This window comes from Undibacterium sp. FT79W (assembly GCF_014284215.1).
Classification (GTDB): domain Bacteria; phylum Pseudomonadota; class Gammaproteobacteria; order Burkholderiales; family Burkholderiaceae_D; genus Undibacterium; species Undibacterium aquatile.
This window is the reverse complement of sequence record NZ_JACOGB010000006.1, coordinates 281792-308127: the sequence shown is the minus strand read 5'-3', so window position 1 is coordinate 308127 and position 26336 is coordinate 281792. Positions and strand designations below refer to the sequence as shown.

Here is a 26336-nt window from a genome sequence, read left to right as displayed (position 1 = left end):
AGATCGTCTCTCGGTAAATTGAGCGAAGCTCATCCGCCCGATATAATGGCCTTCCCGTCCAGAGGAATGCCATGAAATCAATTACCTGCCTACATCCCAAATATCTGATTCCCGTTGAACCCAAAGCGACTGTGTTGCTTGCCCATTCACTGGTAATGCAGAACGGAAAAATCATAGCCGTTCTCCCAGAATCAGATGTACGCCTGCGTTATCAGGACGCCACGCACATTGAATTGAAAGAGCATGCGCTGACCCCTGGCTTTATCAATCTCCATGCCCATTCTGCCATGAGCCTGTTGCGTGGTCTGGCAGATGATCTGGCTCTGATGGATTGGCTGAATCACCACATCTGGCCAGCAGAAAAGAAACATGTGTCAGATGAATTTGTACTTGATGGAACTCTGTATGCAATGGCTGAGATGATCCGTGGCGGAACAACCACAGTCAATGATATGTATTTTCATCATCAGGCGGTGGCGAAAGCGGGACTGCAAGCAGGAATGCGTACAATAGTCGGCTGCAGTATTCTGGAATTTCCGACCGGATTCGCACAAAATGCGAGCGAATATCTGGATAAGGCGATTGAAGCATCAACCGCATTTGCGAATCAGGAAGGTGTTGGATTCAGACTCGCGCCCCATGCGCCTTATACCGTTGCAGATGATACGTTCAGAAAAATTATTGAACTATCAGAAAAACATGGCATGGGAATTCACTGCCATATTCATGAAACCGCAGAGGAAGTGAGTGACAGCCTGAAACAACACGGCATGAGGCCGCTGCAACGTCTGCATCAACTAGGATTATTAAGCAATCGCCTGATCGCCGCGCATATGGTGCATGCTGAAGATGATGATATTTCCCTGCTGTCCCGTACCGGTGTACACATTGCGCACAATCCAGCCAGCAATTTGAAGCTCGCTTCAGGCTTCGCCCGTATCCATGCAATGCAGGCGGCGGGCATCAATGTCGGCATAGGCACTGATGGTGCCGCAAGTAATAACAAACTGGACTTACTGGGTGATCTTCGTTTAGCAGCTTTGCTCGCAAAAGCGCAGTCAAATGACCCCACCGCGCTGGATGCGCACTCAGCATTAGAGATGGCAACGTTGTCAGGTGCCAGAGCGCTGGGGCTGGAAGATCAGATAGGTAGCCTGATTGCAGGAAAACAGGCCGATATTATTGCTATCGATCTTTCCGCCATTGAAACTCAACCTGTTTTCGATCCCGTATCTCAGATTATTTATGCAGCGGGCCGGGAACAAGTCAGTCATGTCTGGGTCAATGGGCAATGCTTAATGGAAAATCGCCAGTTAACAACTTTAGTTGAACCGAATTTGCTTGAAAAAGCAAAGTGGTGGCAGGCACGTATTGTTAATGATTGACCAGGTATCTGGTGCCAGTTAGAGCCTGCGTGTCGGTTTGCGATTGCGAAGGGCAAAGACCTGTACAAGCATCATGTTTGCCCGATTTTCAGGAAACAGACACCTGCATGCATTTGCGCAGAGATCATTCCGACCATCTTTTACTCTCGTTCACAATGAAACGTTTACCATTTTATTTAACATTTTTATTCAGCAGCAGTATCTGCCTGGCAGCGGAAAATCTTAGTACAATTGCCGAACAGAGTAACTTTCAAAAGACCGGGCGTTACGAAGAAGTCGAAACCCTCTGCCGTAATTTCCAGAAAAATTACCCTAAGCTAGTCCGTTGTCAGGAATTCGGACGAACACCAGAAGGCCGTCCGATGCTGGCGCTCATCACCACCAGGACAAATGCGTTCACACCCTATCTCGCAAAAGAAAAGCATATTCCCGTGACCTTGATTCAGGGAGGAATTCACGCAGGAGAAATTGATGGAAAGGACGCTGGATTTCTTGCTTTAAGAGAGTTGCTGGACAACACGGCAACAAACGACATTTTAGATAAACAGGTGTTTATTTTCATTCCTGTGTTCAACGTTGATGGACATGAAAGGTTTGGTCGCTGGAATCGACCAAACCAGCGCGGGCCTGAAGAAATGGGGTGGCGAACCACGGCACAGAACTACAATCTGAATCGTGATTACGTCAAAGCAGATACCGTTGAAATGCAATCTATGCTGCGCCTGATCAATCACTGGGACCCTTTGGTTAACGTTGATCTGCATGTCACTGACGGGGCAAAATTTGAGCATGACATTTCCGTTCAGGTGGAACCGCTGCACGCAGGAGATGAAGGCTTAAAAGCAGCAGGCAAAAAACTGCAGGAAAATGTACTGGCCGATCTCAGCAAGACGGGCTCTTTGCCTCAACCGTTTTACATGTCGTTTGACAAGGAAGATGATCCAGCGTCTGGATTTGTTGACGGAGTACCTGCACCGCGCTTTTCACACGGCTATTTTCAATTAAGAAATCGCTTTGGCATACTGGTAGAAACCCATTCCTGGAAAAATTACGCGACCCGGGTGAGAATTACCAAAAATACGATCACCTCCATTCTGGAACAAATTGCACGATACGGTAATGAATGGGAAAAAATCGCGTCAGAAGCAGATTTACGCTCAATAAAAATGGCAGGCAAACCTGTCCCTGTCACTTACAAGACGACGGATAAATCTCACCTGATTGATTTCCGGGGTTATGCATACACCAGAAAGCCGTCAGAAATTTCCGGTGCATTAATGACGAGATACGACGAAAGCAAGCCACAAATATGGCAAGTCAAACTGCGCGATGAAATTATCCCTGATACCTACATCACGATGCCGCAAGCGGGATATATTGTTCCGGCATCCTACGCCAGAATCGTCATTCATAAATTAAGAACTCACGGAATACAATTTCAATCACTCGGCAACGCGCTTAACAACATCGCGATAGAACGCTACAACACGACGAAAGCGATATTGTCACCACTGTCAACGGAAAGCCATCAAACACTGCAACTAAAAGGGGAATGGACTGGCGATCAGGCGTCTTTTGGCAAAGGTTCTTTATTTATTCCCTCTGCTCAACCGAAAGCTGCGCTGGTCGCCGCGCTATTTGAGCCACAGGCACCGGATGCACTCGTCAGATGGGGTTTTTTCAATAATGCTTTCGAGAAAAAAGAATATATGGAAGCATACGTCGCGGAAGATGTTGCACGCGAACAGTTGGCGGCTAACTCTGAACTCAAATCCATCTTTGAAAAAAAACTGAAAGACGACGCTGAGTTCGCAAAAAGCCCGCAGGCGCGTTTAGAGTTCTTTGCCCGTCGCCACTCATCCTGGGATCAGCAATATCAACAATACCCGATCTTCAGAACAAATATTTTTCCCAAATAAAAATTAAATGAATGAGGAACAAAACGCCTCATTCATTGAATTAAATCAGATTACAGGACTTTCGCAAAACCGCCCCAGCGGCGTTATGGCTCCTGGCCTTACACTTGTACGGTCTTCGTCGGCATGCATTGCCGGGACAACTTTGCGTAAGTCCTGATTAGTGGAAAAATAAGTAAGCAACAAAAATCGCAGCGATAACGCCGGCAAAATCAGCGATCAATCCCACTGAAATCGCATATCTGGTTTTACGGATACCGACAGAGCCAAAATACAGTGCGACGATATAAAAAGTGGTGTCTGCAGATCCCTGAAAAATACAAGCTAGGCGTCCCACAAAAGAATCGACACCATAGGTTTTCATTGCATCCACCATCATCGCCCGTGAGCCGCTGCCGCTCAAAGGCTTCATTAATGCGGTGGGTAATGCAGAAGTGAAATCCGTATTGACTCCTACCTGTGTAAAAAACCAGTTAAAACCGGCGACAACAAATCCCAACACGCCAGAATTTCGCAGTACTCCAATCGCCACTAACATCCCGACCAGATAAGGGATAATCGTCAACGAGGTTTGCATCCCCCCTTTTGCGCCTTCGATAAATGCCTCATAGACATTCACCTTTTTACGCATGGCGCCAAGAATGAACGCAACAATAATCGAGAACAACAGCAAGTTACTGCTCACCTTAGAGAAAACCTCAATTTCTGCGCGGCTCATGTGCTGACTCAGATACCAGACCATGCCAATAATAAAAGCACTGATGCCACCGAGCCAGGACATCACTACCCGGTTAAATAAATTGATTCGCTGACAAATAGCCACGGCGATCAGACCGACGACAGTTGCGACGTACGTCGCGATCAGACATGGAATAAAAATATCGGATGGGTCTTTCGCTCCGAGAACCGCGCGCTGCGCCATGATCGCCAGAGGAATCAGAGTCAGGCCCGAGGTATGCAAAACCAAAAACATGATTTGCGCGTCACTTGCCTCGTCTTTTTTTGGATTGAGCGTTTGCAGACTTTCCATCGCCTTCAGACCAAACGGCGTCGCAGCATTATCGAGACCGAGCAGATTCGCCGAAAAATTCATCACCATATGCCCGTTCGCCGGATGACTCTGCGGAACGCCCGGAAAAATTCTGGCAAAAAAAGGCCCAATAATTTTCGCTAATAAATTGATGGCACCCGCTTTCTCACCAATATTCATAATCCCTAACCACAAGGTCATGACGCCAGCCAACGGCAAAGCAATTTCCATCACACCTATTTTCGCAGAGTCAAAAGTACCATCGATAATTCGTTTGAATACCTCAACATCGCCGAGAAAAATCCACTGCCCTAAAGCGGCAATAAAGCTGATAAGAAAAAAACCTATCCAAATATAATTAAGTGCCATAGCGCCAGAATATAAGATTGCAAGTGGAATCTTTTTAACATGAAAACAAAGTACCGCCGAATGATTTTTTCGGATTCAGGTATAAGTACGAGGTATAGCAGTAACAGTTTGTTGCAGTATTTTCCTGAGTATTTATTTTCTTTTGTCAGCGAGGGCGAGTCACAAGACGTTATCTGATCACCCCATTTCAGGAAAATGACATGTCTAATTTCAGATTTAAAACAGTCACCGCCATCGTTGCCTGCGTGCTCACTGCCGGCGTCTGGCAGATTGCGGAAGCTCATGATCACGGCTGGCGCCATTGGCATCACGACAGGTATGAAGCAGAGCCAGTCCGGAACTACAATTATATTTATTACCCGTCACGTCAGGTGTACTTCTCGCCACAATCACAAACATGGTATTGGTCCGATGGACGCAGATGGGAAGCAAATAACCGACTACCTTATTTCATTAATATCGATGCGCGTTTCGGTGGCATTCCTGTCGTACTGAGTTCACCTCAACCGTATGTGTATCATCAGTACGTCGAACAAAACTATGGCCGGCCCTGGCGCGAGCGTGAGGTCTGGCGGGCAGATCGGTATGAAGAGCATGAGTGGAGAGAGCGACGCAGACATCATCACAGAGAAGACTAATGCTTGATTTAGTTGCCGACGAGTCCGGCCGCAATATTAATAGAAAACCCCAGTACGGCAACATTGAAGAAAAAACTCAACACAGATTGTGCCAATACCGTTTTACGCGCGCTATGAGAAGCGACAGAAACATCGGAAGTCTGTGCGGCAACCGCAATCGTGAACGAGAAATAAAGAAAGTCCCAATAATCTGGCATCTGTTCGTTATCTGGAAAACGTAATGCTCGCTGCTGTTCCGGAGAATTGTAAAACAACAGCGTGTAATGGAAGCAAAACACCACACCAAGTAAAGCCCAGGAACCCAAGACGGTGACTCCTGCAAATATATATTTAAGCGCCCGCAGGTCTGGTGCTAACGCGCGGGTGCCAGTCAGTTCTATCACAATCGCCACAAGACTGATCGTTGCTGAAATTGATAATAAGGCGAGGACAGCAACCGCACTGTTATCTTCTTGCATCGCCATCTCGCGGACATGGTAATTTTTTGCACGAACCATCAACCATGCCATCAAAGTGAGATACGACCACACGCCGATATTCCAGCAAAATAACGCACGCGTTGAAAATGCCCAGGTCTCGGGTAAAAATACTGCCACTATTGTCGCGATCAAAAAAGTAGCCACCAGACGTGGCCTGTGCAATAAAAGATTACTCACTGTTTCCGACCTTTATATATATTTGTGAACATGTATCAATAGAAACTTTCAAGATGAGGTGTAGTATAGCCACTGAGATAAGCAGTTCGCCTAGATGTATGCAAAGAAAGCATGATCACTCTGTTGCAAAATGTAGATTTTTTTAAATGAAGAACATTTCGCGTTTCCAAATATCCGGCAATATGTGTGATGAGATAAGCACCTGAATCGGGAGCCTGCAAAATGAACAAACATAGTCATTACTTATCGCTGAACAAGGTTACTGCCGGGATGATACTGGCAGATGACTTGCTTGATAAGGTCGGTCATATTCTGCTTCCTGCCGGAACAACTTTAAGCGAAAACATGCTGCATTCCCTGGCGACGCATGGAATCAGTCAGCTATGCATAGAGAAAGACAACACCCCCAGCCCGGACGAGCTGGAAGAGCGTCAACATAAAATTGAACGTATTCCATTGTTGTTTCGGAAGTATCCTGCCGAAAGACCTCTGAATCTGCTACAAAAATACATACAGCATTACCGCGAAGGAGACTCAACATGAAAACAGATGTTGAAAAAAATGCGCTTCTGCAGGACATGATCAAGCATATGAAAGATCTGCCAATGCTGCCAGCCGTTGCGCGTGAGCTGGTCTCCGTTCTGGAAGATGAAAACAGCAGTCTGGATTTAATCAACGAAAAGATTGCGATGGACCATGCCATCACTGCCAAGGTACTGCGTCTGGTCAACTCATCACATTTTGGTGTTAATTCAAGGGTAGTGACGATTCAGCAGGCAACTGCCTTGCTCGGTGTTGAAAAGATCAAGAATCTGGTTCGTCTGACGATACTTGCCAACCGTAGCTCAGCATCTTACTGCGAGGGATTTAATTTTCAGGCTTTCTGGCGACATAGCGTGGCAACCGCCATTTGTGCTGAATTAATTTCCCGGGCACTTCACATGAAACATGATTTTGCGTTTACGGCAGGACTTTTGCATGACATTGGTCGCTTGGTTCTGGTGACCTATTATCCTGAAAAATATGCAGAAGTCATTAAGCATCGGCAACTCAAGGATTGTTATTTGCTTGATGCGGAACGTGAAATCATGGGCATAGACCATGTCGATGCGGGGCTGGCACTAGCGCAGCAATGGTTTTTTGCAGAAGCAATTCAGGATGCGATCAGAGGCCACCATTGCCCGGGCATAGCCGGTATACATCCACTGGCATCTGTTGTTCACGTTGCAGATGCTGTGGTGCATGCGCTTGATCTCGCCGATGAAAAAAATGATGTTGTCCCCTTGCTGTCAGCACATGCTTGGGATACGCTAGCCCTTAGCGAAACTGAGTACCTTGGCATATTCCGTGAAACTGAAATGCGGGTTGAGGCACTGAATCAGATTTTAATTTGAACACGATTATTGACTCATGTATCTGGATAAAACGATTTTGGAACAATTGATGTATTTTAAAGATGCGAAATACCGGATCGACGATATTCATTTATTTCGCGATATAACTGATGAAAATCTTCAGCTCATCCGGAATATCATCAAAGACTGTCCGATCGTAAAAGCAAGAGCCGGACAAATCGTACTGGATGCAAACAGCTCTGGCTCCCGTCTGTTCATCGTACTGAATGGAGCTCTCGGCATCACCAAGCTCAATGAAGACAATAATCACATAGAAAATTCCATCACACAGTATCTGCCTGGGGAATGTGTCGGTGAAATATCCGTGCTGGATGAGGAAATTCATTCAGCAACAATTTCTGCATTATCCGATAGTGACCTGCTTGTCATTGAAGCTGAAACCTTATGGCAGCTGATCGATCAATCTAACGGTGTAGCACGCAACCTGTTGCAACTTTTATCGTTCAGAATCCGTACTGCAAACGCGCAAATCCGCAGCAGGCAAAAAGTCGGCGAATTCTATCGCCAGTTATCCATGGTTGACGGCTTGACCGGACTGCATAACCGCGCCTGGTTGAATGCACAGCTACCACCGATGATAGAACACGCACATGTGAGTGGTAATCCACTCAGTATTATTCTGGTCGATCTGGATCATTTTAAACGCTTCAATGACGAATACGGCCACTTGCTGGGTGATGACGCATTGCAAACAGCGGCTAAAGTATTGAATGCGGGATTACGGCCAACCGATTTTGCCGCTCGCTATGGTGGTGAAGAAATGATCGTCATTTTGCCGGGAACCACTCAAAAAGCGGCGATAGGGGTAGCTCAGCGTTTGTGTACCCGCTTGAGCAAGACCAAAGTATTCCCTGATGCAAAAAAGCCGCTGCCACATATTACAGGTTCTTTCGGCATTGCGACACTTCAAGCAGAACAAGACTTTTTGCAATTGATTTCAGTCGCGGATGCGGCGCTGTATCGCGCGAAAGATGCAGGCAGAAATCAAGTAGCAGCATGATCGTTTTGCAGGCGCAAGATGAAAAAAAGGGTTCGAATATCGAACCCTTTTTTATTTCAAACCACTGTTTTTATCAGAAGCTGTAACCGACCCCGAGCGTCACAACAACAGGTCTGAAATCAATTGTCGTTTTGCGCTCAATACTGCCAGTAATCGCCGTCAGATCGGTACTTACTTTCGCGGCAACTATAGCACCAGTGACAGACCAGCGATCATCAAATTGATACTTGATACCAATGTGACCGGCGAGACCAAACGACTCCTTCAGATTCAGTTTTGTCGGCCCACCAGTAGCAATATCATTCGACGGGGTTGTAGTTGCATCAAAAAACTGCGTGTAGTTAAGGCCAAGCCCAACAAACGGACGCATCTTTTCAGACGGCGCACCAAAGTTATAGTTCACGAACAGTGTTGGTGCCCGCTGCTTAACTTTTGCAATGACTCCGTATGGCCCCATCGTACCGCGACCATAAATCTTATGCTCAGGCGGCAAACCGGCAGTAAAATCAAGATCGAAATGATCGTTCAATTTACGTGTAAAACCAAACATCAAGGTCTTGCCATCACCAACAGTCAAGCCCGCCGGTTGTGGCGTCAGATAGGCCGGGCCATTACTTGTAAAATCCGGCGAATTGGAATGAACCCAAAGTCCAATGAGGCCAGCGTTCACTGTGTTGTCGTAAGCAAAAGCAGAAGAAGCTGACAAAGCTAATGCCAGTGCTGCGATCATTTTAGTTTTTTTCATGGTCATCCTCCCGATTATTTAGCCAGAACTTGTTGGAAGAAACCACGTGCTGCAGCATTACAGAACGGTGGAACCAAAGTGCCGTGATACACGCTGGCAACCGCAGTAGCCGGATCTTGTTTTGCTGCAACCGCAGCAGCAATAACACCTGCTTTAGACTGAGCAAAACCAACTTTTGCGGCAGCAAAAGGATCCGCTGCGCTGGTTGGATTTGTATCCACATCAAGCGTTGTCAGATATGCACTTGGGAAACCTTTGGCGAGGAAAAATCCTGCCGTAGCCTGCGTGCTGGCAAAAAACACTGTAGGATCGCTGCCACCACCGCATAACATGACAGGAACGTTTGGAACGTAATTACGCAAGTCGTTTTTGACTCCGGCTTTACGGAAAGCGTTAGCTGGTGAACAATTCAACGGATCCGCTGGATTTGTACCACATGGATTTTTCTGAGCATCTGCAAGGTAGGCATTGCGATAGCTCGTTTTAATCAGGTTACCATCACCAAAAAATCCACTGAATGCAGGCGTTGAAGGGCCTGGCAAAGAGTCTTTAGCAAACATCGCTAAAGAAGGCAATTTACCTGAGGTGAACAAATCGGTCATTGTCAATCCACCTGGAATCAGGGTTTCAATTCCTATGGCATATTTATCTTCATAAATCTCATTCGCCGACGCGTAAATGTTGCCATAAGATTTCTGCCATGCTGTCGTTATCATTGGCAAAAATACGGTGCCACCTGCATTCGGACTACCCGCAAAAACAGCATCACCCAATAAAGCCATCGCATACGGACCAGACATACCGGCTAAAGCTGTGACTTTAAACTCGGATGCATATTTTTGCTGCATAGCACGTTGCGTTGCCATCGCCACGTGACCGCCCTGAGAATAACCAGCGATGACTAACTTACCTGAGTCCTGCGCATTAATTCTTGGAAATGCAGCACGGGCAGCACGTAATGAATCCACCATATCGTCAGCTTGTTGATCGGCGTTCAGATAAGGATGATAAGTCAGTGACGATACGTCGTAACCAGCAAAATTTGAAGCAACAACGATAAAGCCTTGCGCTGCATACATTGCAGCAACCAGAGATGCTTCCGAGTTATCTCTCAAATTAGCCATGTTGAAAGACTTCTCAACTGTTGTGCCGTGAGCATATAACAATACTGGACGTGGACCAGTACATGCCGGGTCAGTGCCAGAAGGAACCATGATCGCGCCTGTTGCATCAGTTGCTTCGTTTGCACCGCCAACAGTTGCGTATTTCATGTAGTAAGTGGAAATTTCACACTTAGGAGTACCAGTCACCTGCGTCAAACCAGGCTTTTTGGCTTCCAGCATTGCTTTAAAGACGACTGGATCTAATTTTGTGAGCGCTGGACCACTTGCTTGTGGAATTGGCACAAGATTAGGCGGGTTTGCATATAAGGTTCCGCGGGCAACAGAAGTATTAATAGCCGGGCCTTCGCTGCCACTGCCACCACAAGCCGATAAAACGGCCGCGGACAACAGGCTGAGCGCAATTTGATAATGACGCATGAGTGTCTCTCTCCTATAAGAATTTGTATGTAAGTTACTAAAAACGCTGACTTAAAAGATAAAGGAACGAGCGTTCTAAAAACTTACCGCGTAGTATGTCACCTGCGCAGATGTATTAATAGCTACATTGATAAATCTAGAGGAAACATTCTTAAAATGTTTACACCCTAAATGGAATAATAGATGTAGATGAATTGACAGTATAAATTCACAATTGTTTTCGGCAAAGGGGCTTGGCCGTTAATCTTCGCAAAAGCGAACCACATCTGAAAATATTTCCAGATGAAACCAACGGTTCAGACTGGCCTGAATCGGAAATTCACAGTCTTGATGCAGGGCGTAGTCCAGTGCACTTTCAAGACTCTCTCCCTGAAACAATTTACTTAACACTGCCCACTCCGTCTTTTCCAATCGATGGACTTGTGGTTTCCAATTCTGTCTTACGATCAATCCATAGTTTGGTGGCCCCGCCAGCAATGGAAAAGCAATAACGTCGGATTGTTGGTGCGCAAGCCAGATATCAAGCCCACGCAGGGACGATGCATACAAACTCACCGCCGGATGATTTTGTAAAATTGCAGAGGATAAATTCAGGCCACGCGGCACCGTTGTTGCGATAAACACCGGTAAGCTCAAAGCCGGAGAGTTCGCCGCGTAATACGAACGATGCAGTTGCCACTCTAATCTTGCGACGTCTGCAAAATACGGATAATCAGTATTGCTTTCCGACAGTGCCAAGTACAAAGGTAGCTCCGCACCAAACTCATTCAAATCACCAGACTTCGAAGGATAGGCATATCCATACTCACTTGCCATTTGCCAAAAAAAATCATTCCCGACAAGTTGATGTAAAACCGGATAAGCATTTTTTAACGTGGCATACCATATGGCTGCCAGATTATTGCGGCAATATGAAAACCTTCTTAGTGACAATTCGGTTAACGGCAAATCCTCGTTGACCGTGCTTTGTCGTTGCAACAGTGCCTCCGCAAATTGTGCCTGTACGCTCGCAAGGTCACGCGCCGTCATACGAGTCCTTTAACCTGAAATGGCCTGGCTGACCCGGTCTGAATTTGCATTGCTTTTTCAGCTTCACCGAGCAAAACAGATAGCGCAGGAATATCGGTGTCCCATTCGATCAGTACCGGGACATCAGAGCCTAAGCTTTCACATACCTGCGCGTATAACTGCCACACTGGCTCCGCAATACAACAACTATGATTATCAATCAGACAGTCATCCTCCTGTAAATGACCGGCTAAATGTATCTCTCCCACAGAACCTGCGGGTAGTGAAGTAATGCAGTCAAGAGCCGAGAGTGCGCTCTCGTGGTGATTTACCTGATTCACGTATAAATTATTAATATCAAGCAAAATGCCGCATCCCGTGGATTGCACCAGTTGGCATAAGAACTCAGCCTCACTCATCTCATCATGCTGAAAACGAACATAAGTAGAAACGTTTTCAATCAACACGCGCTGCTGCAACTGATTTTGTAAATGATCAACCCGATCGCAAAACAAGTGCAATGATTCCCGGGTCAAAGGCATGGGTAATAAGTCGTTCAAACTTCGTCCGGCTACCGCGCCCCAGCACAGATGTTCGGAAACCAGACAAGGCTGGATATATCCGATCAGTCGTTTCAGCTTTGCGATGTGTTCTTGTTGAAATCCATGTGCCGAGCCCAGCCCAAGGCCAACGCCATGCAAGCTGACCGGATAGTTTTTACGTAACTGCTGCAAAACATGAAGATCGTACCCGCCGTCGCCAAAGTAATTTTCCGCATGCACCTCCAGCCATTGAATATTCACCGGCGCAGTCAGAAAATCCTGATAGTGCTGCGTACGCAGGCCTACACCGGCGCCGACAGGATGAGGATACATGGACTCGGAAAATTTTCCGTGCATATCTGCAGGATCAACTGAATAGATGTAACGAGTAATTAAGAGCTCTTAGGTACATCCGTTTTTCCACCCATTTTTTCGCACGTGCCTGCCGGTACTTTTTTCCACTCATCAGGATCATTGTCTTTCTTGGCCTGACCCGCGCAGGAATGCGAGCCTGATTTCGACGAACAATCGTTCTGCCCCGCTTTCGCGATACCGTAACACTTCTCTTTCTTCACAGGCTCAGCCGCAGACGCATGAGATGAGCCGATCAAGCCTGCAAGTGCGGCGGTAATTATTGCTTTATTCTTCATTTGTATATCCTGAAAAGTAAAATAGTCTGATGTAAAGATGGCGCACTACAATCTCTGATAACGACATCTGACCACAACAAACATAACAAAGGACATCATCGGGTGCAAATAAAAAGTCAGCCCGGCTCGCCATATCGAGTAATAGTAAAATCAAATCGAGGTGGCGACAATGTTTTACTCAGCGATGAATTTTATCGTCTGTATGCTGGCAAAATATCAGTTGTGTATGAAACGCGCAGTCAGATCAGGCAAATTCCCGACTCAGCTTGAATTGGTGTATGCTGCGCCCTTTTTTGAATGCCTGAACGGAGATCCTATGCAAAAACTGAGTTTTAGCCTGAATGGCGAATTTGTAGAATTAAACCAGTTACTGAAATTAGTCGGCATCTGCGAAAGCGGCGGCGCTGGCAAAGTCATTGTTGCCAGCGGCGATGTCAGCGTTGACGGTCAACAGGAATTGCGTAAAACAGCCAAAATCCGTGCAGGTCAGATTGTCCGCCTTGGCGATGTAGAAATACGCGTCCTCGCTGACTGATATTAATCAGGCAGACGCTTTTTCCTGCACATCACCAGAGATAGAATCTGCCGTCAGATTCGCCATAAAACGGGCAAGCATATTGTCCATCGTATCAACATGATGTTCAAACCAGTGCGGCAACTCTTCAGCAAGACGCGCCGCCAATTCATTATCGCCCTCCTCTTCAACACGGCGACGCACCTCGCGCATCACTTCCAGCACAGCTTCGTGTTCTTGTCGGTGACAACCCGCAGGTGGAAATGCCGTTTCTTCCATCCAGCGATTTTCCTGTTCAAAATGCTCAATCGAGTGCGCGATCAGTGCATCCAGACGCTGAATAAATGTATCAGGATTATTTTCAGACAATGCCGCACATAATTCGACGAATTCATGATGAATATCGTCCATCGGTGCGTAACTTAAATTCAGCCGGTCTGACCAACCCCAGGTATTTTGTGTCATGTTTTTTCCTGTGCAATGAAGTAGCGAGATTATGGCTGATCAGTTCAAAGATTGCTTGCGAAAGATCATCTGACAAATAAAAACAGCGCACTTAAAAGTGCGCTGTTTTGAGAAATGTATTAACTACTTTGCTGCTGAGCGGCAATATGACCAGTTAAGCTGTGGTATTGATGTTCTGTCCAAGATGCGGCGGAAGATTTTGCACCTGATTCGCATTCGGAATCGCCTGAATTAATGCGGTAGCGTTTTCAGTCTGGAGATCCATTGCTTTTTTTAACACAGCAATACTCACTGCCTGGCTGGTACCAACATCTGCGAGCGTCGTTGCAACATTTGCTATACCTGTAACATCCATGACAATTCTCCTTATCAAACGTTTCTATTAACGGCTGAAGATAAGGTTTACTTTAATTTTATTTTAAAGATGTCGAAAAATTTTTCTCGTGCAATTCCGCAAGTATCCATTTCAGCACATCTGTCGTCTTGTTTAAATCCAGCCAGGCCAGGCCAGGGCGAAGATTCTCTGGTGCGGCCACATCCGAAGCAACTGCAACAATATGCGGATCATCAGGAAAAATGGCAGGTTTGCCAAGCGCCGGGCGATACACTTCGATTTTGGGAATGGCTTCCCATTTATATCCTTCAACAAAAATCAGATCAGATGCCGACAATCTTGGCAAAATATCCATCAGCGCTGGCTCACTCTCTCCACGCAGTTCGCGTGTCATAACATAACGATAAGGCGAAACCAATAAAACCTCTGCCGCGCCGGCGGTGCGAAAGCGCGCACTATCTTTTTGGGGTGGCTCAATAATGATGTCATGGTGACTATGCTTTACCACATTGACACTATGACCAAGAGTACACAACTCCTTCACCAGAAATTCCAGCAGCGTCGTTTTTCCGCTGCCTGACCATCCAACCACACCAAGTATGTTCTGAGCCATCTGCGGCACCCTAAAATAATAGTAGCGCCAGTATAAACATATCTGTCGCAAACAAAAGCAGAGTCAGCGCCCTCCCTCTTTTATTGTGAAATTGCAATGTAGTCATGTAGTAACAATTCAATGGCAAACTTCTGTGCACCGCAACAATCGACAAAAAATCAATATGAGAGTCCTCTCAAGCAAGCTTGCCATCATTCTCGTTTTCATCAGCAATCTGCTCAGTTCTGTGGTTTATGCTCAGGACAACCAGATTATTATCGGGCAGGCCATTGATTTATCTGGCCCGAATGGCAGTATCGGCCGCGACTATGTGGCTGGTATCACCACCTATTTCGATAGCATCAATACCAGCGGCGGCATTAATGGACGAAAAGTGAAGTATCTCGCCAGAGATGATCAGGGCATCCCGGCACAATCGGTCAAAGCAGTCGCTGAATTGCTGGAAAAAGATAAAGCAGAATACATGCTGGGCGGTATCGGTGCACCAGTGACCGACGCCGTTGTCAGCTCGCCTAAATTTGTACAAAGTGGACAAACCTTGTTTGCACCATTGATAGGCTCTGTCAAAAGCTATGGCAATCGTGTCTTATTCTGGCGCCCCAGCCCTGAGCAGGAAATGCAATATATTTTCTCTTACTTTGACAAACTCGGTATCAAAAGTGTTGGCATCGCTGTGCAGGAAAACAGCGTCAATCAGGACATGTTTCAATACGTGAGCAACGAGGTGAAAAAACGCAAAATGCAGATGAGCGGCATTGTGCACATCAATAATTCTCCTGCCGATATTGAACGTGAATCAGCCGCATTGTCGAAAGCAAATCCGAATATCGTCATCGTCGTCGCAGATACCTTGAGTACGGGTTTGTTCTTAAAAGAATTCCGTAAATACGCGCCAAGAACATTTGTCGCCGGGATGTCACTGACCAACCTCGATACGCTGGCAGAAGTCGCCGGTGCCAAATCACTGGAATGGACCGTGTTTTCGCAGGTCATACCAAATCCTCAAGGCAAGAAATCCATCGTGCAGATCGAGCACAGCAATATGATGAAAAAATTCCGTGACGAAGATTTATCCTCACTGACATTTGAAGGTTTCGTCGTCGCCAAGACCCTCGCAAAAGCGATTCAGTTATCGAAATCAGGTAAAGACGGTTTGCAATCCATCGCCAACCAGAAATCGACGATGGATCTGGGAGGCATACTGCTGACTCCGCACGAAGGCAGTTACCGGATGTCGAGTTACGTTGACATCGCCTTATTCCGCAAAGGCGGCGGCCTTATGTTCTGATACTCTGATGCTCTGCCGCCGGTTCGTATAAAAAAAGCCTCTCAAATCGAGAGGCTTTTTTTGCATCCATTATTTCCGCATCTGTCAACGGATCAGCCGCTGTTTCTCAAACCGGCAGCAATACCATTAATCGATAAATGTATGCCGCGACGCACGCGTTCATCCGTATCTCCCTGACGGAAACGTTCGAGCAACTCAACCTGTACGTGATTCAGTGGCGATAGATAAGGGAAACGATTCCGTATCGAACGCGCCAGCAAAGGATTCGCTGCCAGCAATTCATCCTGCCCGGAAATGGATTTCAATACCTCTATCGTTAAAGCATGTTCAGCCTGAATACGCGGGAAGATCCGTGCGCGCAAGCTGTCATCCTTGACCAGTTCCGCATAGCGGCTGGCAATGCCGATATCACTCTTGGCCAGCACCATTTCCATATTCGATAGCACGGTACTGAAGAAAGACCAGTCGCGGAACATCGCTTGCAAGGTCTGCAAACCATTGTCCGGATGCGCCTGAAAATAGGCCTGCACAGCAGCGCCGAAACCGAACCAGCCTGGCAGCATCAGGCGGCATTGCGCCCAACTGAAAACCCATGGAATCGCGCGTAAATCTTCAATCGCTGTCGATTTTTTGCGTGACGCCGGACGACTGCCGATGTTCAGACCGGCAATTTCAGAAATCACCGTCGATTCCCAGAAATACTGCTCAAAACCTTCGGTCTCGTAGACCAGATGGCGATAAGCTTTAAAGGCATGCGCAGATAACTCTTCCATTGCCGATAAAAACTCCGGACGCGGCGGCGCTTCTTGATGCGCCAGCAAACTCGCTTCCATCGTCGCGGCGGCCAGCACCTCCAGATTGCGGCGACCGACTTCCGGATTACCGTATTTGGCAGTGATCACCTCGCCTTGTTCCGTCAGACGAATCTGCCCCTGCACTGCACCGGCAGGCTGCGCCAGTATTGCCTGATAGCTGGGGCCACCGCCACGACCGACAGAACCACCGCGGCCATGAAACAAACGCAAACGCACCTGATGTCGCGCGAACACCTGAATCAGATCAAGTTCAGCTTTATACAATTCCCAGCCGGAAGTCAGGAAGCCGCCATCTTTATTACTATCCGAATAGCCCAGCATCACTTCCTGCGCTTGTTGACGACTGCCAAGCAAACGCGCATAAGCAGGAATGCTGAATAATCTATCCATGACCGGCGCACTGTTCTGCAAATCCTCGATGGTTTCAAACAGCGGAATGATATTCACATCGAGACGCCCTTCTGCCGGATGCAGCAAACCCGCCTCTTTCAGCAGCAAAGCCAGTTCCAGCATATCGGAAACGCCATCCGTTTTTGAGATGATGCAATTCGGTACCGCTCCATCGCCGTAGCGTTGTTTTGCCGTCGCAGCAGCGCGGTAAATCGCGAGTTCCGATTGCGTTTCTTCAGAATAAGTCAGATACGGCGATGCCAAAGGTCGCGCCGAACTGATCTCTTTCACCAGCAACTCGATTCGCTGATCTTCATTCAACGACAGGTAATCGATTTCCGGATTGGCAGCCTGCAACAGCTCGGCAACCACGCGTTCATGCACGTCGGAATTCTGGCGCAAATCCAGCGGTGCCAGATAGAAACCAAACACCCGCACCGCACGGCGCAGATGGCGCAGACGGCCTCTGGTGATCGCCGCAGAACCATTGCTGATTAAGGATTGGTGAATGATATCGAGATCGGCTGCCAGCTCTTCGGCATACGCATACGGCGCCGCGTCACCACTGGGCGGTATCGTCGGCAACAGACCGAGCAATTGTGTATAAGTCGCGGCCAGACGCGCATAAATACCGCTGATCGCGAGGCGATACGGTTCATCGGCACGGTGCGGCGAATGATCGGGTGAGCGCTGAGCGAGCGCCAGCAAATCGTCTGAGACTTTCACCAGCAGAGTTGCCATCGACAACTGCGAACCCAGCGTGTGTATCTCTTCAAGATAAAACTTGAATGCACGCGTCGCCTGCATTGCCAGCGTTTTTTCCAGAATGGGGGCGGTCACGAAAGGATTGCCGTCGCGGTCGCCGCCGATCCAGCTGCCCATTTTCATAAAACTCGGCAATTCCATTTGCTGCAATGACGGATCTTTGGATGCCAGCAAATCTTCCAGCCCCGCATACAGATGCGGCAATTCGCGCAGGAAAGTGTAGTCGTAAAAACTCAGACCGTTTTCCACTTCGTCGAGCACCGACAACTTAGACATGCGCAGCATGCGCGTCTGCCACAGTGTGAGCACGGCGCGCGCCAGCGCTTCCTCATTCGCGCTTGATTCTTCCGGCGTCAGTTGCATGCGATCACGTTCATCCAGCAAACGGGTAATCACCATCTGGCAATTCAGTATGCTCTTGCGTTGCACCTCAGTCGGATGCGCGGTCAGCACCGGTGCCACCTGCGCATGCTCAAAAAAATCCAGCAACTGCTGCGTGCTGTGACCAGTGTTGTACAAAGCGTCGATCGTAAAAGCAAGACTGCCCTGACGCGGCGCTGAACCGGCGATCTGATGTGCACGCGAACGGCGGATATGATGCTGATCCTCGGCCAGATTCACCAGATGTGAAAAATAGCTGAACGCCCGGATTACTTGCGTGGTCTGGTCGTTGGTCAGCGTATTCAGGGTAGATTCCAGCTCGACGCGTGCGGCCTGATCGGCGTCACGACGAAAGCGTATCGAGTTCTGCCGCACCCGTTCTATCAGGTCGAAAGCCTCGTCTCCATGCTGATTTCTTACCGTATCGCCTAACAGGCGCCCCAGCCGGCGAATATCTTCACGCAGGCTCTGGTCTTTATCATCGTCTTTATCGGTCATGTTGAGTTAGTAATGGAAGTGAAAATACATGCTGGGAAAATTGTACGTTAGCCGGGTCAGCAGATTGATGAAAAATCTTGCCGCTTTTTCGCAATCTCACGCGCATCGCCGGATAGTCAATGCAGTCATTTTTCTGAATAATGTCACCGGATTCCGGCGACATTCAGATAATTTCAACCCACCTCAGAAAATGATCAGTTAAACCGAGCATACCCAGCAAGCTTGACGACAGACTTACAGCCTAGCTATGTCTACCGCCGCTTACACAGCCGAAAACACGGCTGCAGCGCCCCCCCCGCCTGCTTAAGTAAATCGTTTGCAACTGATTTCAGGCAGCTTTTTTGAGTTTCTGACTGCGTTTGACTGCCTGCAACAAACCTTTGGTCGAACTGTCGTAGTCTTCCTTGACTGCCGCCGGATCGAGGCTGATCAATTGCTGCGCGAGTGATTTACCCAGCTCTACGCCCCATTGGTCGAATGCATTGATATCCCAGATCACCGATTGCACGAATACTTTGTGTTCGTACAGCGCAATCAGCGCGCCCAGTGAGCGCGGCGTGAGGCTATCCAGCAGCAACGTCGATGTCGGGCGATTGCCTTCGAACACGCGCGGCGCCAACATTTTTTCCGGCAAATCACCGAGTTCAGCGCTTACTTCTTCCTTGCTTTTCCCGAGTGCCATCGCTTTCGACTGTGCGAAACAATTTGCCAGCAAGGCCTGATTATGTCCGGGCAAACCTGCATCGTCGTCTGCGACAACAATGAAGTCCGTTGGGATAATCGTCGCGCCCTGATGCAGCAATTGAAAATACGCATGCTGCCCGTTCGTGCCCGCTTCGCCGAACAAAATCGGCGAGGTCGTGTAATCGACACGCTGACCTTCACGCGTCACAGATTTGCCATTACTTTCCATTTCCAACTGTTGCAGATAGGCCGGTACGCGTGTCATGCGCTGGTGATAAGGCGCAATCGACAAGGCATGCAAACCGAGGAAATTAATATTCCAGACGCCGATCAACGCCATCAGCACCGGCAGATTCTGCTCCAGCGGCGCCTGCGCAAAATGCAGATCCATTTCATGCGCGCCAGCCAGCATTTCTTCGAACTTGTCCATACCAACATACAAGGCAATCGACAGCCCGATCGCACTCCACATCGAATAACGCCCACCTGCCCAGTTCCAGAACGGAAAGACGTTTTCTTCGGCAATCCCGAAATCGGCTGCGGCTTTTACGTTCGTACTCAAGGCAACGAAATGCTGACGAATCTGCTCTGCCGGGCAACCATGCGCCAGCATCCATTCACGTGCGGTGCGGGCATTGGTCAGGGTTTCCATGGTTGAGAAAGTCTTTGAGGCGACCACGAACAAAGTCGTTTCCGGATCGGCATTGGCCAGCGCATCAGCGACATGCCGCCCATCGACATTCGAGACAAAATGCAGCGACAGATTTTTCTGCGACCACGGCGCCAGTGCGATACACGCCATCTGTGGCCCGAGATCAGAACCGCCTATGCCGATATTCACTATCGTGCGGATCGCCTTGCCGCTATAGCCCAGCCAACGCCCTTCGCGTACGGCATCGCTGAAACTGCGCATCTGCGCCAGCACTTTATGCACGTCGGCAGCAATATTGTCGCCATGCAGATAAAAACTTTCACCTTTCGGCAAACGCAAGACCGTGTGCAGCACGGCGCGGTTTTCGGTCAGATTAATCGCCTCGCCGCGCAGCATGGCATCGCGCCGCGCCTCGACATCCTGCTGCCGCGCCAGTGCCAGCAGATTCAGTTTTGCCGTGGTGTCGATGCGTTGCTTGGAATAGTCGAGCAGAATGCCGCAGGCGGAAGCGGAAAAATGGCTGAAGCGTTGCGGATCAGCGCGGAACAATTCTTTCAGGCTGGGCAGATTCGTTGCGCGTTGCTGCAACAGACACCAGATCGGCGTGCGGGAAACAGAAGTGGCCATGAGCGTGCTTTTTTACCTTACCGGATACCGAAAAAACAAAGAAATGAGGGGGTATGCCTCATTTTCACCTTCATCTCCTTGAAAACAAAGGCGCTTAAAAAATACTCCCCCCAGTATATTTTGACCAAATGCAGCCCAAATTCAGCGCTACAGCCACATCTGATCTCACCTTCTGCGGCACAGCAACGTGGCAGAATGTGACGGAGCAATCACTAGCTGCCAGACTTTCCAGCCCCGGCAGCTTTCGCCGCGGCTGCCGCAAGCTGCGCAATCGCCGCCCAGTCACCGCTCTGAATCAGATTCGCCGGACACATCCAGGAACCACCGACGCATAAAACATTCGGCTGCTGCAACAGCACCGGTGTGGTTTCCAGCGTGACGCCACCAGTCAGGCAGAAGCGGACATCGGGAAACGGGCCGCCGAGTGCTTTCGCCATTTTGGTGCTGCCGACGACATCTGACGGAAACAGTTTGACGACATCAAAACCATGTTCCAGCGCCAGCATCACATCACTGGCACCACCAGTACCGGGAAAGTATGGCAGGCCGGATTCTGCTGCGGCTTTTGCCAGTGCCGGTGTAATGCCAGGGCTGATGCCAAAGGCTGCACCTGCCTCTTTCACGGCATCGAGTTGCGCTGCTGTCAGTATCGTGCCAGCACCGACGGTGACTTGCGGGCAGGCTTGCACCACTTCGCGCAATACATTCAGCGCATTCGGCGTGCGCAAGGTAATTTCAACGGCAGGCAAACCGTTTTCTGCCAACGTCGTCACGCAACGAATCGCCTGTTCCACATCATCGGCAACCAGTATCGGTAAGACGCGCACCTGGGCGAGTTGGGTAATGATGTTTTGTCTGGTTAAACTCATGTTGTCCTCTGCTGAATGTCATTGGCGCTGATGCAGCGCTAGTGTGTTGATGTTGTCCGGATGGTGTGTAATGCATACCGCTATACACACCGCGATGCACACCACTATGTATTACTGCTCATACGTGGCGTACTGAGTTCTACCAATATCAGTCGATGAATAAGGTCGATGCACCGTGCTCTGGTGCCGTCACCACACGGCGTTGTGCAGCGAACAGGTCGCGACCATAGCCCGCCATATTTTCTTTGCTCAAGCCACGTGCAGAACGTTGCGACCACTCGTCTTCGCTCACCAGTGCACGCAATTCGCCGGTATGCACATTCAGCTCGATCAGATCACCATCGCGCACTTTACCCAATGGCCCGCCCTGCGCCACTTCCGGACTGACATGCAATGCTGCCGGAACTTTGCCGGAAGCGCCCGACATGCGGCCATCCGTCACCAGCGCCACTTTATAACCGGCCGACATCAGGCTGCCCAGCACAGGCGTGAAATGATGCAGCTCAGGCATACCATTGGCCTGCGGCCCCTGGAAAATCACGACGGCCACGAAATCCATATTCAACTCGCCCGCCTTATACGCACTGACCAGCGCCTCTTGCGATTCAAATACTTTGGCTGGCGCTGTGGTAATCCAGGCGTCTTCAGGTACCGCTGAGGCTTTGACGATCGCACGTCCTAAATTTCCTTGCAGCAGGCGCAGGCCGCCGGTTGTGGCAAACGGCTCTGTGACATTTCTGACCGCCGATGTATCGGTTGATAATGCAGGCTGCGCCTGCCATGCGAGTTGCCCCGCATCGTTCAGCACCGGGCGCACGGTATGCGAATGCAAACCCTCATCGCCATAGACTGTCATCACGTCGCCATGCATCAGACCCGCCGATAATAATTCGCGGATCACAAACGTCGGGCCACCGGCATCTTCAAATGCATTCACATCTGCCGTGCCGTTCGGATAGACCCGCGTCAACAAAGGAATCACGGAAGACAACTCATCAAAATCCTGCCAGTTGATCAGGATGCCAGCGGCGCGTGCCACCGCGATCCAGTGGATGGTGTGATTCGTCGAACCACCGGTCGCCAGCAAAGCAATGACGGCATTGACGATGGTTTTTTCATTGACCAGCTGGCCGATAGGTTTGTAGTTGCCGCTTTGTTCGGTCAGTTGCAGTACACGCTCCACCGCCGCTTCGGTCAGCGCGCTGCGCAAAAGGTCGGACGGATGAACAAAAGCCGCCCCTGGCAGATGCAAGCCCATCGCTTCGAGCAGCATCTGATTGCTGTTCGCCGTGCCATAAAATGTGCAGGTGCCAGCGCTATGATACGCGGCGCTTTCGGCAGCCAGCAATTCTTCTTTCGTTGCTTTGCCCTGCGCATAACGTTCGCGCACAGCGGCTTTTTCTTTATTTGATAAGCCAGAACCCATAGGCCCGGCTGGCACAAAAATCGTCGGCAAGTGACCAAAAGCCAGCGCACCGATCAGCAGCCCCGGCACAATTTTGTCGCAGATACCGAGACACAAGGTCGCATCAAACGCATCGTGCGATAAGGCCACCGCTGTCGCCTGCGCGATCACATCACGCGAAAACAACGACAATTCCATACCCGGACGCCCCTGTGTCACGCCATCGCACATCGCAGGCACCGCACCCGCCACCTGCGCCGTGCCACCATAACGCAACGCGGCATCACGAATCTGCTGCGGGTAAGCTTCATACGGCTGATGCGCCGACAACATATCGTTGTATGCAGTCACGATACCGATGTTCGGCTTCTGCGCCTGATTCAGCCAGATCTTGGTGCCATTGCCCATCGCTGCATTCGCATGCGCCTGATTCGCACACGACAAACTGGCGCGGCGCGGACCACGTCCACGCATTTTCTCCAATTGTTCAAGATAGGCAGTGCGCAGAGGTTTGCTGCGTTCAATAATGCGTTGTGTCACCTGAGCGATAACCGGGTGCAACGCAATCGATGTTGATGAAGAGGATGTCGTCATTTAACTCACCTGATGCCCTGTGGGCGTAATAGTAAAGCGTCTGATCAGGCAGCGAGGCAGTGACACTGCAGATGTTCTGCATCTGCTTCAGCCCACATACAAGACCATCAGAAGGCCGCCTGAATACAATGAGCAGAAAGATACCATAAATCATAAATTTCTGTAACAAACTTTCATAATTTCATTTTTAACGCACTTTTCAATGAAAAATGTTCTTTATTAACGTAATGAAACTACATTTTTGTAGCTTTTCTGGCATAATCAGGCTGTCCATACTGCATTCATCAACTTATCAGCATCATCGGTAACAATGAGAACAACGAAGTATGCGTCAACACATTTCGGGCAATTAATTCAGGCAACTAATCAGAACACCTCACGGAGTCAGCATGACCACTTTTGTCTTATTTGGCGGCACCGGCGATCTCGCCAAACGCAAAATCATTCCGGCGCTGTACAGCGCTTTTGTGAATGGCCGGCTCGACAGCGAATTCAAATTTATCGGTGCGGCGCGTGAAGCCTTAACACATGAGGAATTCCGTCAGCGTGTCAGTGACAGCGTCAGCCAGTACGCCGGAAAAGTGATCGGTGGCAGCGCCGAAAAACTCGCCGCGTTCCTCGCTTGCACGGATTACGCCAAAATCGATGCGCGGGTGCCTGAAGATTTCGCCGTCCTGAAAAGCAGTTTGCACACCTCGGCAAGCAATGCCACGCTGTTCTATCTGGCAACCGGCCCGGACATTTTCATCCCGGTGGTTGAGCAATTATCAAAACACGGTCTGGTCAAGGGCAACGCCCGCGTCGTGGTCGAGAAACCGCTGGGGCGCGATGCGCAATCAGCCAAAGAAATTAACCAGTCGCTGCGTAATTATCTGGATGAACATCAGATTTACCGTATCGACCATTATCTCGGCAAAGAGATGGTGCAAAACCTGCTCGCGCTGCGTTTTGCCAATTCTTTCCTCGAACCTTTGTGGAACCGCAAGTGGATACAGGATGTACAGATTTCAATTTCAGAGCAAGTCGGCGTTGAATCGCGTGGTGATTTTTACGACCATACCGGCGCATTGCGTGACATGGTGCAAAACCATTTGCTGCAACTGGTGTCCATCGTCGCGATGGAGCCGCCAGTCAATGCGAATCCGGATGCGATCCGCGATGAAAAAGTTAAAGTCTTGCGCGCACTGCGTAAATTCACGAATGAAGAAGTCAGCAAAAAAACCGTACGCGGGCAATATCGCGCCGGTGCGGTCGATGGCAAACCTGTCATAGGCTATCAGGCCGAACCCGGCGTACCGCCTGCATCACGCACCGAAACTTTTGTCGCGATCCGCGCTGAAATTGATAACTGGCGTTGGGCCGGCGTGCCGTTTTATCTGCGCACCGGTAAGCGCATGGCGAGCCGCAGCGCTGAAATCACGATCAATTTCAAACCGATACCGTATTCAATTTTTGGTCAGTCGCAAGGGCCTATGCGCTCGAATCGTCTGGTAATTACCTTGCAGCCGGAAGAAAGCGTGCAGTTGTTCATGAAGGCCAAAGAACCCGGCGAAGGCATACGCTTATCTGATGTGGCACTGAATCTGGATTTTGCCGAAGCATCCAATTTACGCCGTGTTGAATCGTATGAACGTTTGCTGCTCGATGCCATGCATGGCGACCTGACGCTGTTTGTCCGCGATGATGAACTCAATGCCGCATGGTCTTGGATAGACCCGATTATGAACGCCTGGCAAAACGATAGCGAAGGCTTGAAATCGTATATCGCCGGTAGCTGGGGCCCCGCAGCGGCCAGTTATCTGCTAGCGCAGCACGGCGCTGCGTGGGGCGAAGAATACGTTGAAAGCTGACGCCATGAGCACTATCCGTTACCACGATTTTGATGACATCGATACGCTGAGCACCAGTCTGAGCCAGCAGTGGCTGGACATCATCCACAGCGCCACGGCACCCGTTAGTTTTGCGCTGGCCGGCGGCACCACGCCAGCACCGGTGTACCGGCGGCTTGATGCTTTGCTGAATGCAAGCACAACACCGAATCAGCCCGTCACGCTGGTCGCCACCGATGAACGCTGGGTCAATGACGACGATGCGCAAAGCAATGAAGGCTTGTTCCGGCGCTGTCTGCCTTTATCCGCAGCAAAGCAGCACTGGCAACTGTTGTCACTGAAAAATACAGCGCCGACTCCGACCGACGCTACCGCCGCGATTGATGCCCGCCTGCGCGAACAATTGCCACAGGCTTTCAGTGCGGTATTGCTGGGAATGGGTGCGGATGGTCATATCGCCTCGCTGTTTCCCGGTGCACCGGTACAGCAGGATCAACGCACCTGCCTCGCTGCCAACCATCCGCAAACCCAGCAAAGTCGCATGTCGTTATCGCTGCCCCGCCTGCTCAATACCGAGCGGATCTGGCTACTGATGACTGGCGCAGAAAAACGTCGCGTATTGGAAGACGCCGACCAACAGCAGTTACCGATCAGCGCATTATTACGCGATGCAGGCTGCCCGATTGATGTTTTCTGGTGTCCCTGAAAAATAAGAAAC

Annotated in this window: 24 protein-coding genes; 10 read left to right on the top strand and 14 right to left on the bottom strand. The window is 49.4% G+C overall.

Features of this window, described 5'->3' with window-relative positions; all coding sequences use genetic code 11:
- Window positions 1-71 precede the first annotated feature (71 nt).
- Together H8K38_RS12805 and H8K38_RS12800 are read left to right on the top strand one after the other, a co-directional pair.
- Window positions 72-1385: a TRZ/ATZ family hydrolase gene (locus tag H8K38_RS12805; protein ID WP_186885209.1), complete on the top strand. Its 1314-nt coding sequence runs from the start codon at window positions 72-74 to the stop codon at window positions 1383-1385.
- 155 nt (window positions 1386-1540) lie between these two features.
- Window positions 1541-3304, top strand: a complete 1764-nt coding sequence (locus tag H8K38_RS12800; protein WP_186885208.1) for a M14 family metallopeptidase — start codon at window positions 1541-1543, stop codon at window positions 3302-3304.
- 157 nt (window positions 3305-3461) lie between these two features.
- Here the strand turns inward: H8K38_RS12800 and H8K38_RS12795 are convergent, their stop codons facing one another.
- The gene (locus H8K38_RS12795; RefSeq protein WP_186885207.1) at window positions 3462-4700 is read right to left on the bottom strand and encodes a nucleoside recognition domain-containing protein; all 1239 of its coding nucleotides are present in this window, start codon (window positions 4698-4700) and stop codon (window positions 3462-3464) included.
- 200 nt (window positions 4701-4900) lie between these two features.
- On the opposite strand from H8K38_RS12795, the gene H8K38_RS12790 reads away from it, so the two are divergent.
- Entirely contained in the window at window positions 4901-5338 is a 438-nt protein-coding gene (locus H8K38_RS12790) for a hypothetical protein (protein ID WP_186885206.1), read from the top strand.
- A gap of 8 nt (window positions 5339-5346) precedes the next feature.
- On the opposite strand, the gene H8K38_RS12785 is transcribed toward H8K38_RS12790, so the two are convergent.
- Window positions 5347-5994, bottom strand: coding sequence for a DUF1345 domain-containing protein (locus H8K38_RS12785; RefSeq protein WP_186885205.1), 648 nt, complete (start codon window positions 5992-5994; stop codon window positions 5347-5349).
- Between the two features lie 222 nt (window positions 5995-6216).
- Between H8K38_RS12785 and H8K38_RS12780 the strand changes: the two genes are divergently transcribed.
- The 3 genes from H8K38_RS12780 to H8K38_RS12770 are packed head-to-tail and all read left to right on the top strand — an operon-like array spanning window position 6217 to window position 8409.
- Window positions 6217-6537, top strand: a complete 321-nt coding sequence (locus H8K38_RS12780; protein ID WP_186885204.1) for a hypothetical protein — start codon at window positions 6217-6219, stop codon at window positions 6535-6537.
- Entirely contained in the window at window positions 6534-7388 is an 855-nt protein-coding gene (locus H8K38_RS12775) for an HDOD domain-containing protein (protein WP_186885203.1), read from the top strand. The genes H8K38_RS12780 and H8K38_RS12775 overlap by 4 nt, the downstream gene beginning before the upstream one ends.
- 49 nt (window positions 7389-7437) lie before the next feature.
- A complete protein-coding gene (locus H8K38_RS12770) occupies window positions 7438-8409 on the top strand; it encodes a GGDEF domain-containing protein (RefSeq protein ID WP_255422954.1) in 972 nt (323 codons plus the stop codon).
- Window positions 8410-8482: 73 nt separating this feature from the next.
- Here H8K38_RS12770 and H8K38_RS12765 read toward each other — a convergent pair whose 3' ends face one another.
- The 5 genes from H8K38_RS12765 to H8K38_RS12745 form a co-directional block, all read right to left on the bottom strand.
- Window positions 8483-9154: an OmpW family protein gene (locus H8K38_RS12765; RefSeq protein ID WP_186885202.1), complete on the bottom strand. Its 672-nt coding sequence runs from the start codon at window positions 9152-9154 to the stop codon at window positions 8483-8485.
- A 14-nt stretch (window positions 9155-9168) separates the two neighbouring features.
- Entirely contained in the window at window positions 9169-10695 is a 1527-nt protein-coding gene (locus H8K38_RS12760; RefSeq protein WP_186885201.1) for a S9 family peptidase, read from the bottom strand.
- Between the two features lie 240 nt (window positions 10696-10935).
- Window positions 10936-11724: a DNA-binding domain-containing protein gene (locus H8K38_RS12755; RefSeq protein ID WP_255422953.1), complete on the bottom strand. Its 789-nt coding sequence runs from the start codon at window positions 11722-11724 to the stop codon at window positions 10936-10938.
- Window positions 11721-12578 carry a DUF692 domain-containing protein gene (locus tag H8K38_RS12750; protein WP_186885199.1) on the bottom strand — a complete coding sequence of 286 codons (858 nt, stop codon included), beginning with the start codon at window positions 12576-12578 and terminating at the stop codon, window positions 11721-11723. The genes H8K38_RS12755 and H8K38_RS12750 overlap by 4 nt, the downstream gene beginning before the upstream one ends.
- A gap of 59 nt (window positions 12579-12637) precedes the next feature.
- Window positions 12638-12895: a DUF2282 domain-containing protein gene (locus tag H8K38_RS12745; protein WP_186885198.1), complete on the bottom strand. Its 258-nt coding sequence runs from the start codon at window positions 12893-12895 to the stop codon at window positions 12638-12640.
- A gap of 316 nt (window positions 12896-13211) precedes the next feature.
- On the opposite strand from H8K38_RS12745, the gene H8K38_RS12740 reads away from it, so the two are divergent.
- On the top strand, window positions 13212-13430 hold the full coding sequence (locus H8K38_RS12740) for an RNA-binding S4 domain-containing protein (protein WP_186885302.1): 219 nt from the start codon (window positions 13212-13214) through the stop codon (window positions 13428-13430).
- Window positions 13431-13436: 6 nt separating this feature from the next.
- Here the strand turns inward: H8K38_RS12740 and H8K38_RS12735 are convergent, their stop codons facing one another.
- The 3 genes from H8K38_RS12735 to mobB form a co-directional block, all read right to left on the bottom strand.
- Window positions 13437-13874, bottom strand: coding sequence for a hemerythrin domain-containing protein (locus H8K38_RS12735; RefSeq protein ID WP_186885197.1), 438 nt, complete (start codon window positions 13872-13874; stop codon window positions 13437-13439).
- A gap of 154 nt (window positions 13875-14028) precedes the next feature.
- A complete protein-coding gene (locus H8K38_RS12730) occupies window positions 14029-14229 on the bottom strand; it encodes a YjfB family protein (RefSeq protein ID WP_186885196.1) in 201 nt (66 codons plus the stop codon).
- A gap of 58 nt (window positions 14230-14287) precedes the next feature.
- A complete protein-coding gene (gene mobB, locus H8K38_RS12725; RefSeq protein WP_186885195.1) occupies window positions 14288-14821 on the bottom strand; it encodes a molybdopterin-guanine dinucleotide biosynthesis protein B in 534 nt (177 codons plus the stop codon).
- 163 nt (window positions 14822-14984) lie between these two features.
- Between mobB and H8K38_RS12720 the strand changes: the two genes are divergently transcribed.
- Window positions 14985-16109 (top strand): ABC transporter substrate-binding protein, encoded by a 1125-nt coding sequence (locus tag H8K38_RS12720; protein ID WP_222610843.1) that lies wholly within the window; start codon window positions 14985-14987, stop codon window positions 16107-16109.
- A 92-nt stretch (window positions 16110-16201) separates the two neighbouring features.
- Here H8K38_RS12720 and ppc read toward each other — a convergent pair whose 3' ends face one another.
- The 4 genes from ppc to edd form a co-directional block, all read right to left on the bottom strand.
- Window positions 16202-18958 carry a phosphoenolpyruvate carboxylase gene (gene ppc / locus H8K38_RS12715; RefSeq protein WP_186885194.1) on the bottom strand — a complete coding sequence of 919 codons (2757 nt, stop codon included), beginning with the start codon at window positions 18956-18958 and terminating at the stop codon, window positions 16202-16204.
- A gap of 328 nt (window positions 18959-19286) precedes the next feature.
- Complete coding sequence (gene pgi / locus H8K38_RS12710) at window positions 19287-20921, bottom strand: glucose-6-phosphate isomerase (RefSeq protein ID WP_186885193.1); 1635 nt, start codon at window positions 20919-20921, stop codon at window positions 19287-19289.
- Window positions 20922-21133: 212 nt separating this feature from the next.
- Entirely contained in the window at window positions 21134-21790 is a 657-nt protein-coding gene (eda, locus tag H8K38_RS12705) for a bifunctional 4-hydroxy-2-oxoglutarate aldolase/2-dehydro-3-deoxy-phosphogluconate aldolase (protein ID WP_186885192.1), read from the bottom strand.
- 148 nt (window positions 21791-21938) lie between these two features.
- On the bottom strand, window positions 21939-23789 hold the full coding sequence (edd, locus tag H8K38_RS12700; protein ID WP_222610842.1) for a phosphogluconate dehydratase: 1851 nt from the start codon (window positions 23787-23789) through the stop codon (window positions 21939-21941).
- 389 nt (window positions 23790-24178) lie between these two features.
- Between edd and zwf the strand changes: the two genes are divergently transcribed.
- Both zwf and H8K38_RS12690 read left to right on the top strand, forming a co-directional pair.
- Window positions 24179-25639 (top strand): glucose-6-phosphate dehydrogenase, encoded by a 1461-nt coding sequence (gene zwf, locus H8K38_RS12695; RefSeq protein WP_186885191.1) that lies wholly within the window; start codon window positions 24179-24181, stop codon window positions 25637-25639.
- A 4-nt stretch (window positions 25640-25643) separates the two neighbouring features.
- Window positions 25644-26324: a 6-phosphogluconolactonase gene (locus tag H8K38_RS12690; protein ID WP_186885190.1), complete on the top strand. Its 681-nt coding sequence runs from the start codon at window positions 25644-25646 to the stop codon at window positions 26322-26324.
- The last annotated feature ends 12 nt before the right edge of the window (window positions 26325-26336 follow it).

Coding starts and splice junctions, on each gene's coding strand:
- H8K38_RS12805 (WP_186885209.1), top strand. CDS start 72: ATGAAATCAATTACCTGCCTACATCCCAAATATCTGATTCCCGTTGAA.
- H8K38_RS12800 (WP_186885208.1), top strand. CDS start 1,541: ATGAAACGTTTACCATTTTATTTAACATTTTTATTCAGCAGCAGTATC.
- H8K38_RS12795 (WP_186885207.1), bottom strand. CDS start 4,700: ATGGCACTTAATTATATTTGGATAGGTTTTTTTCTTATCAGCTTTATT.
- H8K38_RS12790 (WP_186885206.1), top strand. CDS start 4,901: ATGTCTAATTTCAGATTTAAAACAGTCACCGCCATCGTTGCCTGCGTG.
- H8K38_RS12780 (WP_186885204.1), top strand. CDS start 6,217: ATGAACAAACATAGTCATTACTTATCGCTGAACAAGGTTACTGCCGGG.
- H8K38_RS12775 (WP_186885203.1), top strand. CDS start 6,534: ATGAAAACAGATGTTGAAAAAAATGCGCTTCTGCAGGACATGATCAAG.
- H8K38_RS12770 (WP_255422954.1), top strand. CDS start 7,438: ATGTATTTTAAAGATGCGAAATACCGGATCGACGATATTCATTTATTT.
- H8K38_RS12765 (WP_186885202.1), bottom strand. CDS start 9,154: ATGAAAAAAACTAAAATGATCGCAGCACTGGCATTAGCTTTGTCAGCT.
- H8K38_RS12760 (WP_186885201.1), bottom strand. CDS start 10,695: ATGCGTCATTATCAAATTGCGCTCAGCCTGTTGTCCGCGGCCGTTTTA.
- H8K38_RS12755 (WP_255422953.1), bottom strand. CDS start 11,724: ATGACGGCGCGTGACCTTGCGAGCGTACAGGCACAATTTGCGGAGGCA.
- H8K38_RS12750 (WP_186885199.1), bottom strand. CDS start 12,578: ATGTATCCTCATCCTGTCGGCGCCGGTGTAGGCCTGCGTACGCAGCAC.
- H8K38_RS12745 (WP_186885198.1), bottom strand. CDS start 12,895: ATGAAGAATAAAGCAATAATTACCGCCGCACTTGCAGGCTTGATCGGC.
- H8K38_RS12740 (WP_186885302.1), top strand. CDS start 13,212: ATGCAAAAACTGAGTTTTAGCCTGAATGGCGAATTTGTAGAATTAAAC.
- H8K38_RS12735 (WP_186885197.1), bottom strand. CDS start 13,874: ATGACACAAAATACCTGGGGTTGGTCAGACCGGCTGAATTTAAGTTAC.
- H8K38_RS12730 (WP_186885196.1), bottom strand. CDS start 14,229: ATGGATGTTACAGGTATAGCAAATGTTGCAACGACGCTCGCAGATGTT.
- mobB (WP_186885195.1), bottom strand. CDS start 14,821: ATGGCTCAGAACATACTTGGTGTGGTTGGATGGTCAGGCAGCGGAAAA.
- H8K38_RS12720 (WP_222610843.1), top strand. CDS start 14,985: ATGAGAGTCCTCTCAAGCAAGCTTGCCATCATTCTCGTTTTCATCAGC.
- ppc (WP_186885194.1), bottom strand. CDS start 18,958: ATGACCGATAAAGACGATGATAAAGACCAGAGCCTGCGTGAAGATATT.
- pgi (WP_186885193.1), bottom strand. CDS start 20,921: ATGGCCACTTCTGTTTCCCGCACGCCGATCTGGTGTCTGTTGCAGCAA.
- eda (WP_186885192.1), bottom strand. CDS start 21,790: ATGAGTTTAACCAGACAAAACATCATTACCCAACTCGCCCAGGTGCGC.
- edd (WP_222610842.1), bottom strand. CDS start 23,789: ATGACGACATCCTCTTCATCAACATCGATTGCGTTGCACCCGGTTATC.
- zwf (WP_186885191.1), top strand. CDS start 24,179: ATGACCACTTTTGTCTTATTTGGCGGCACCGGCGATCTCGCCAAACGC.
- H8K38_RS12690 (WP_186885190.1), top strand. CDS start 25,644: ATGAGCACTATCCGTTACCACGATTTTGATGACATCGATACGCTGAGC.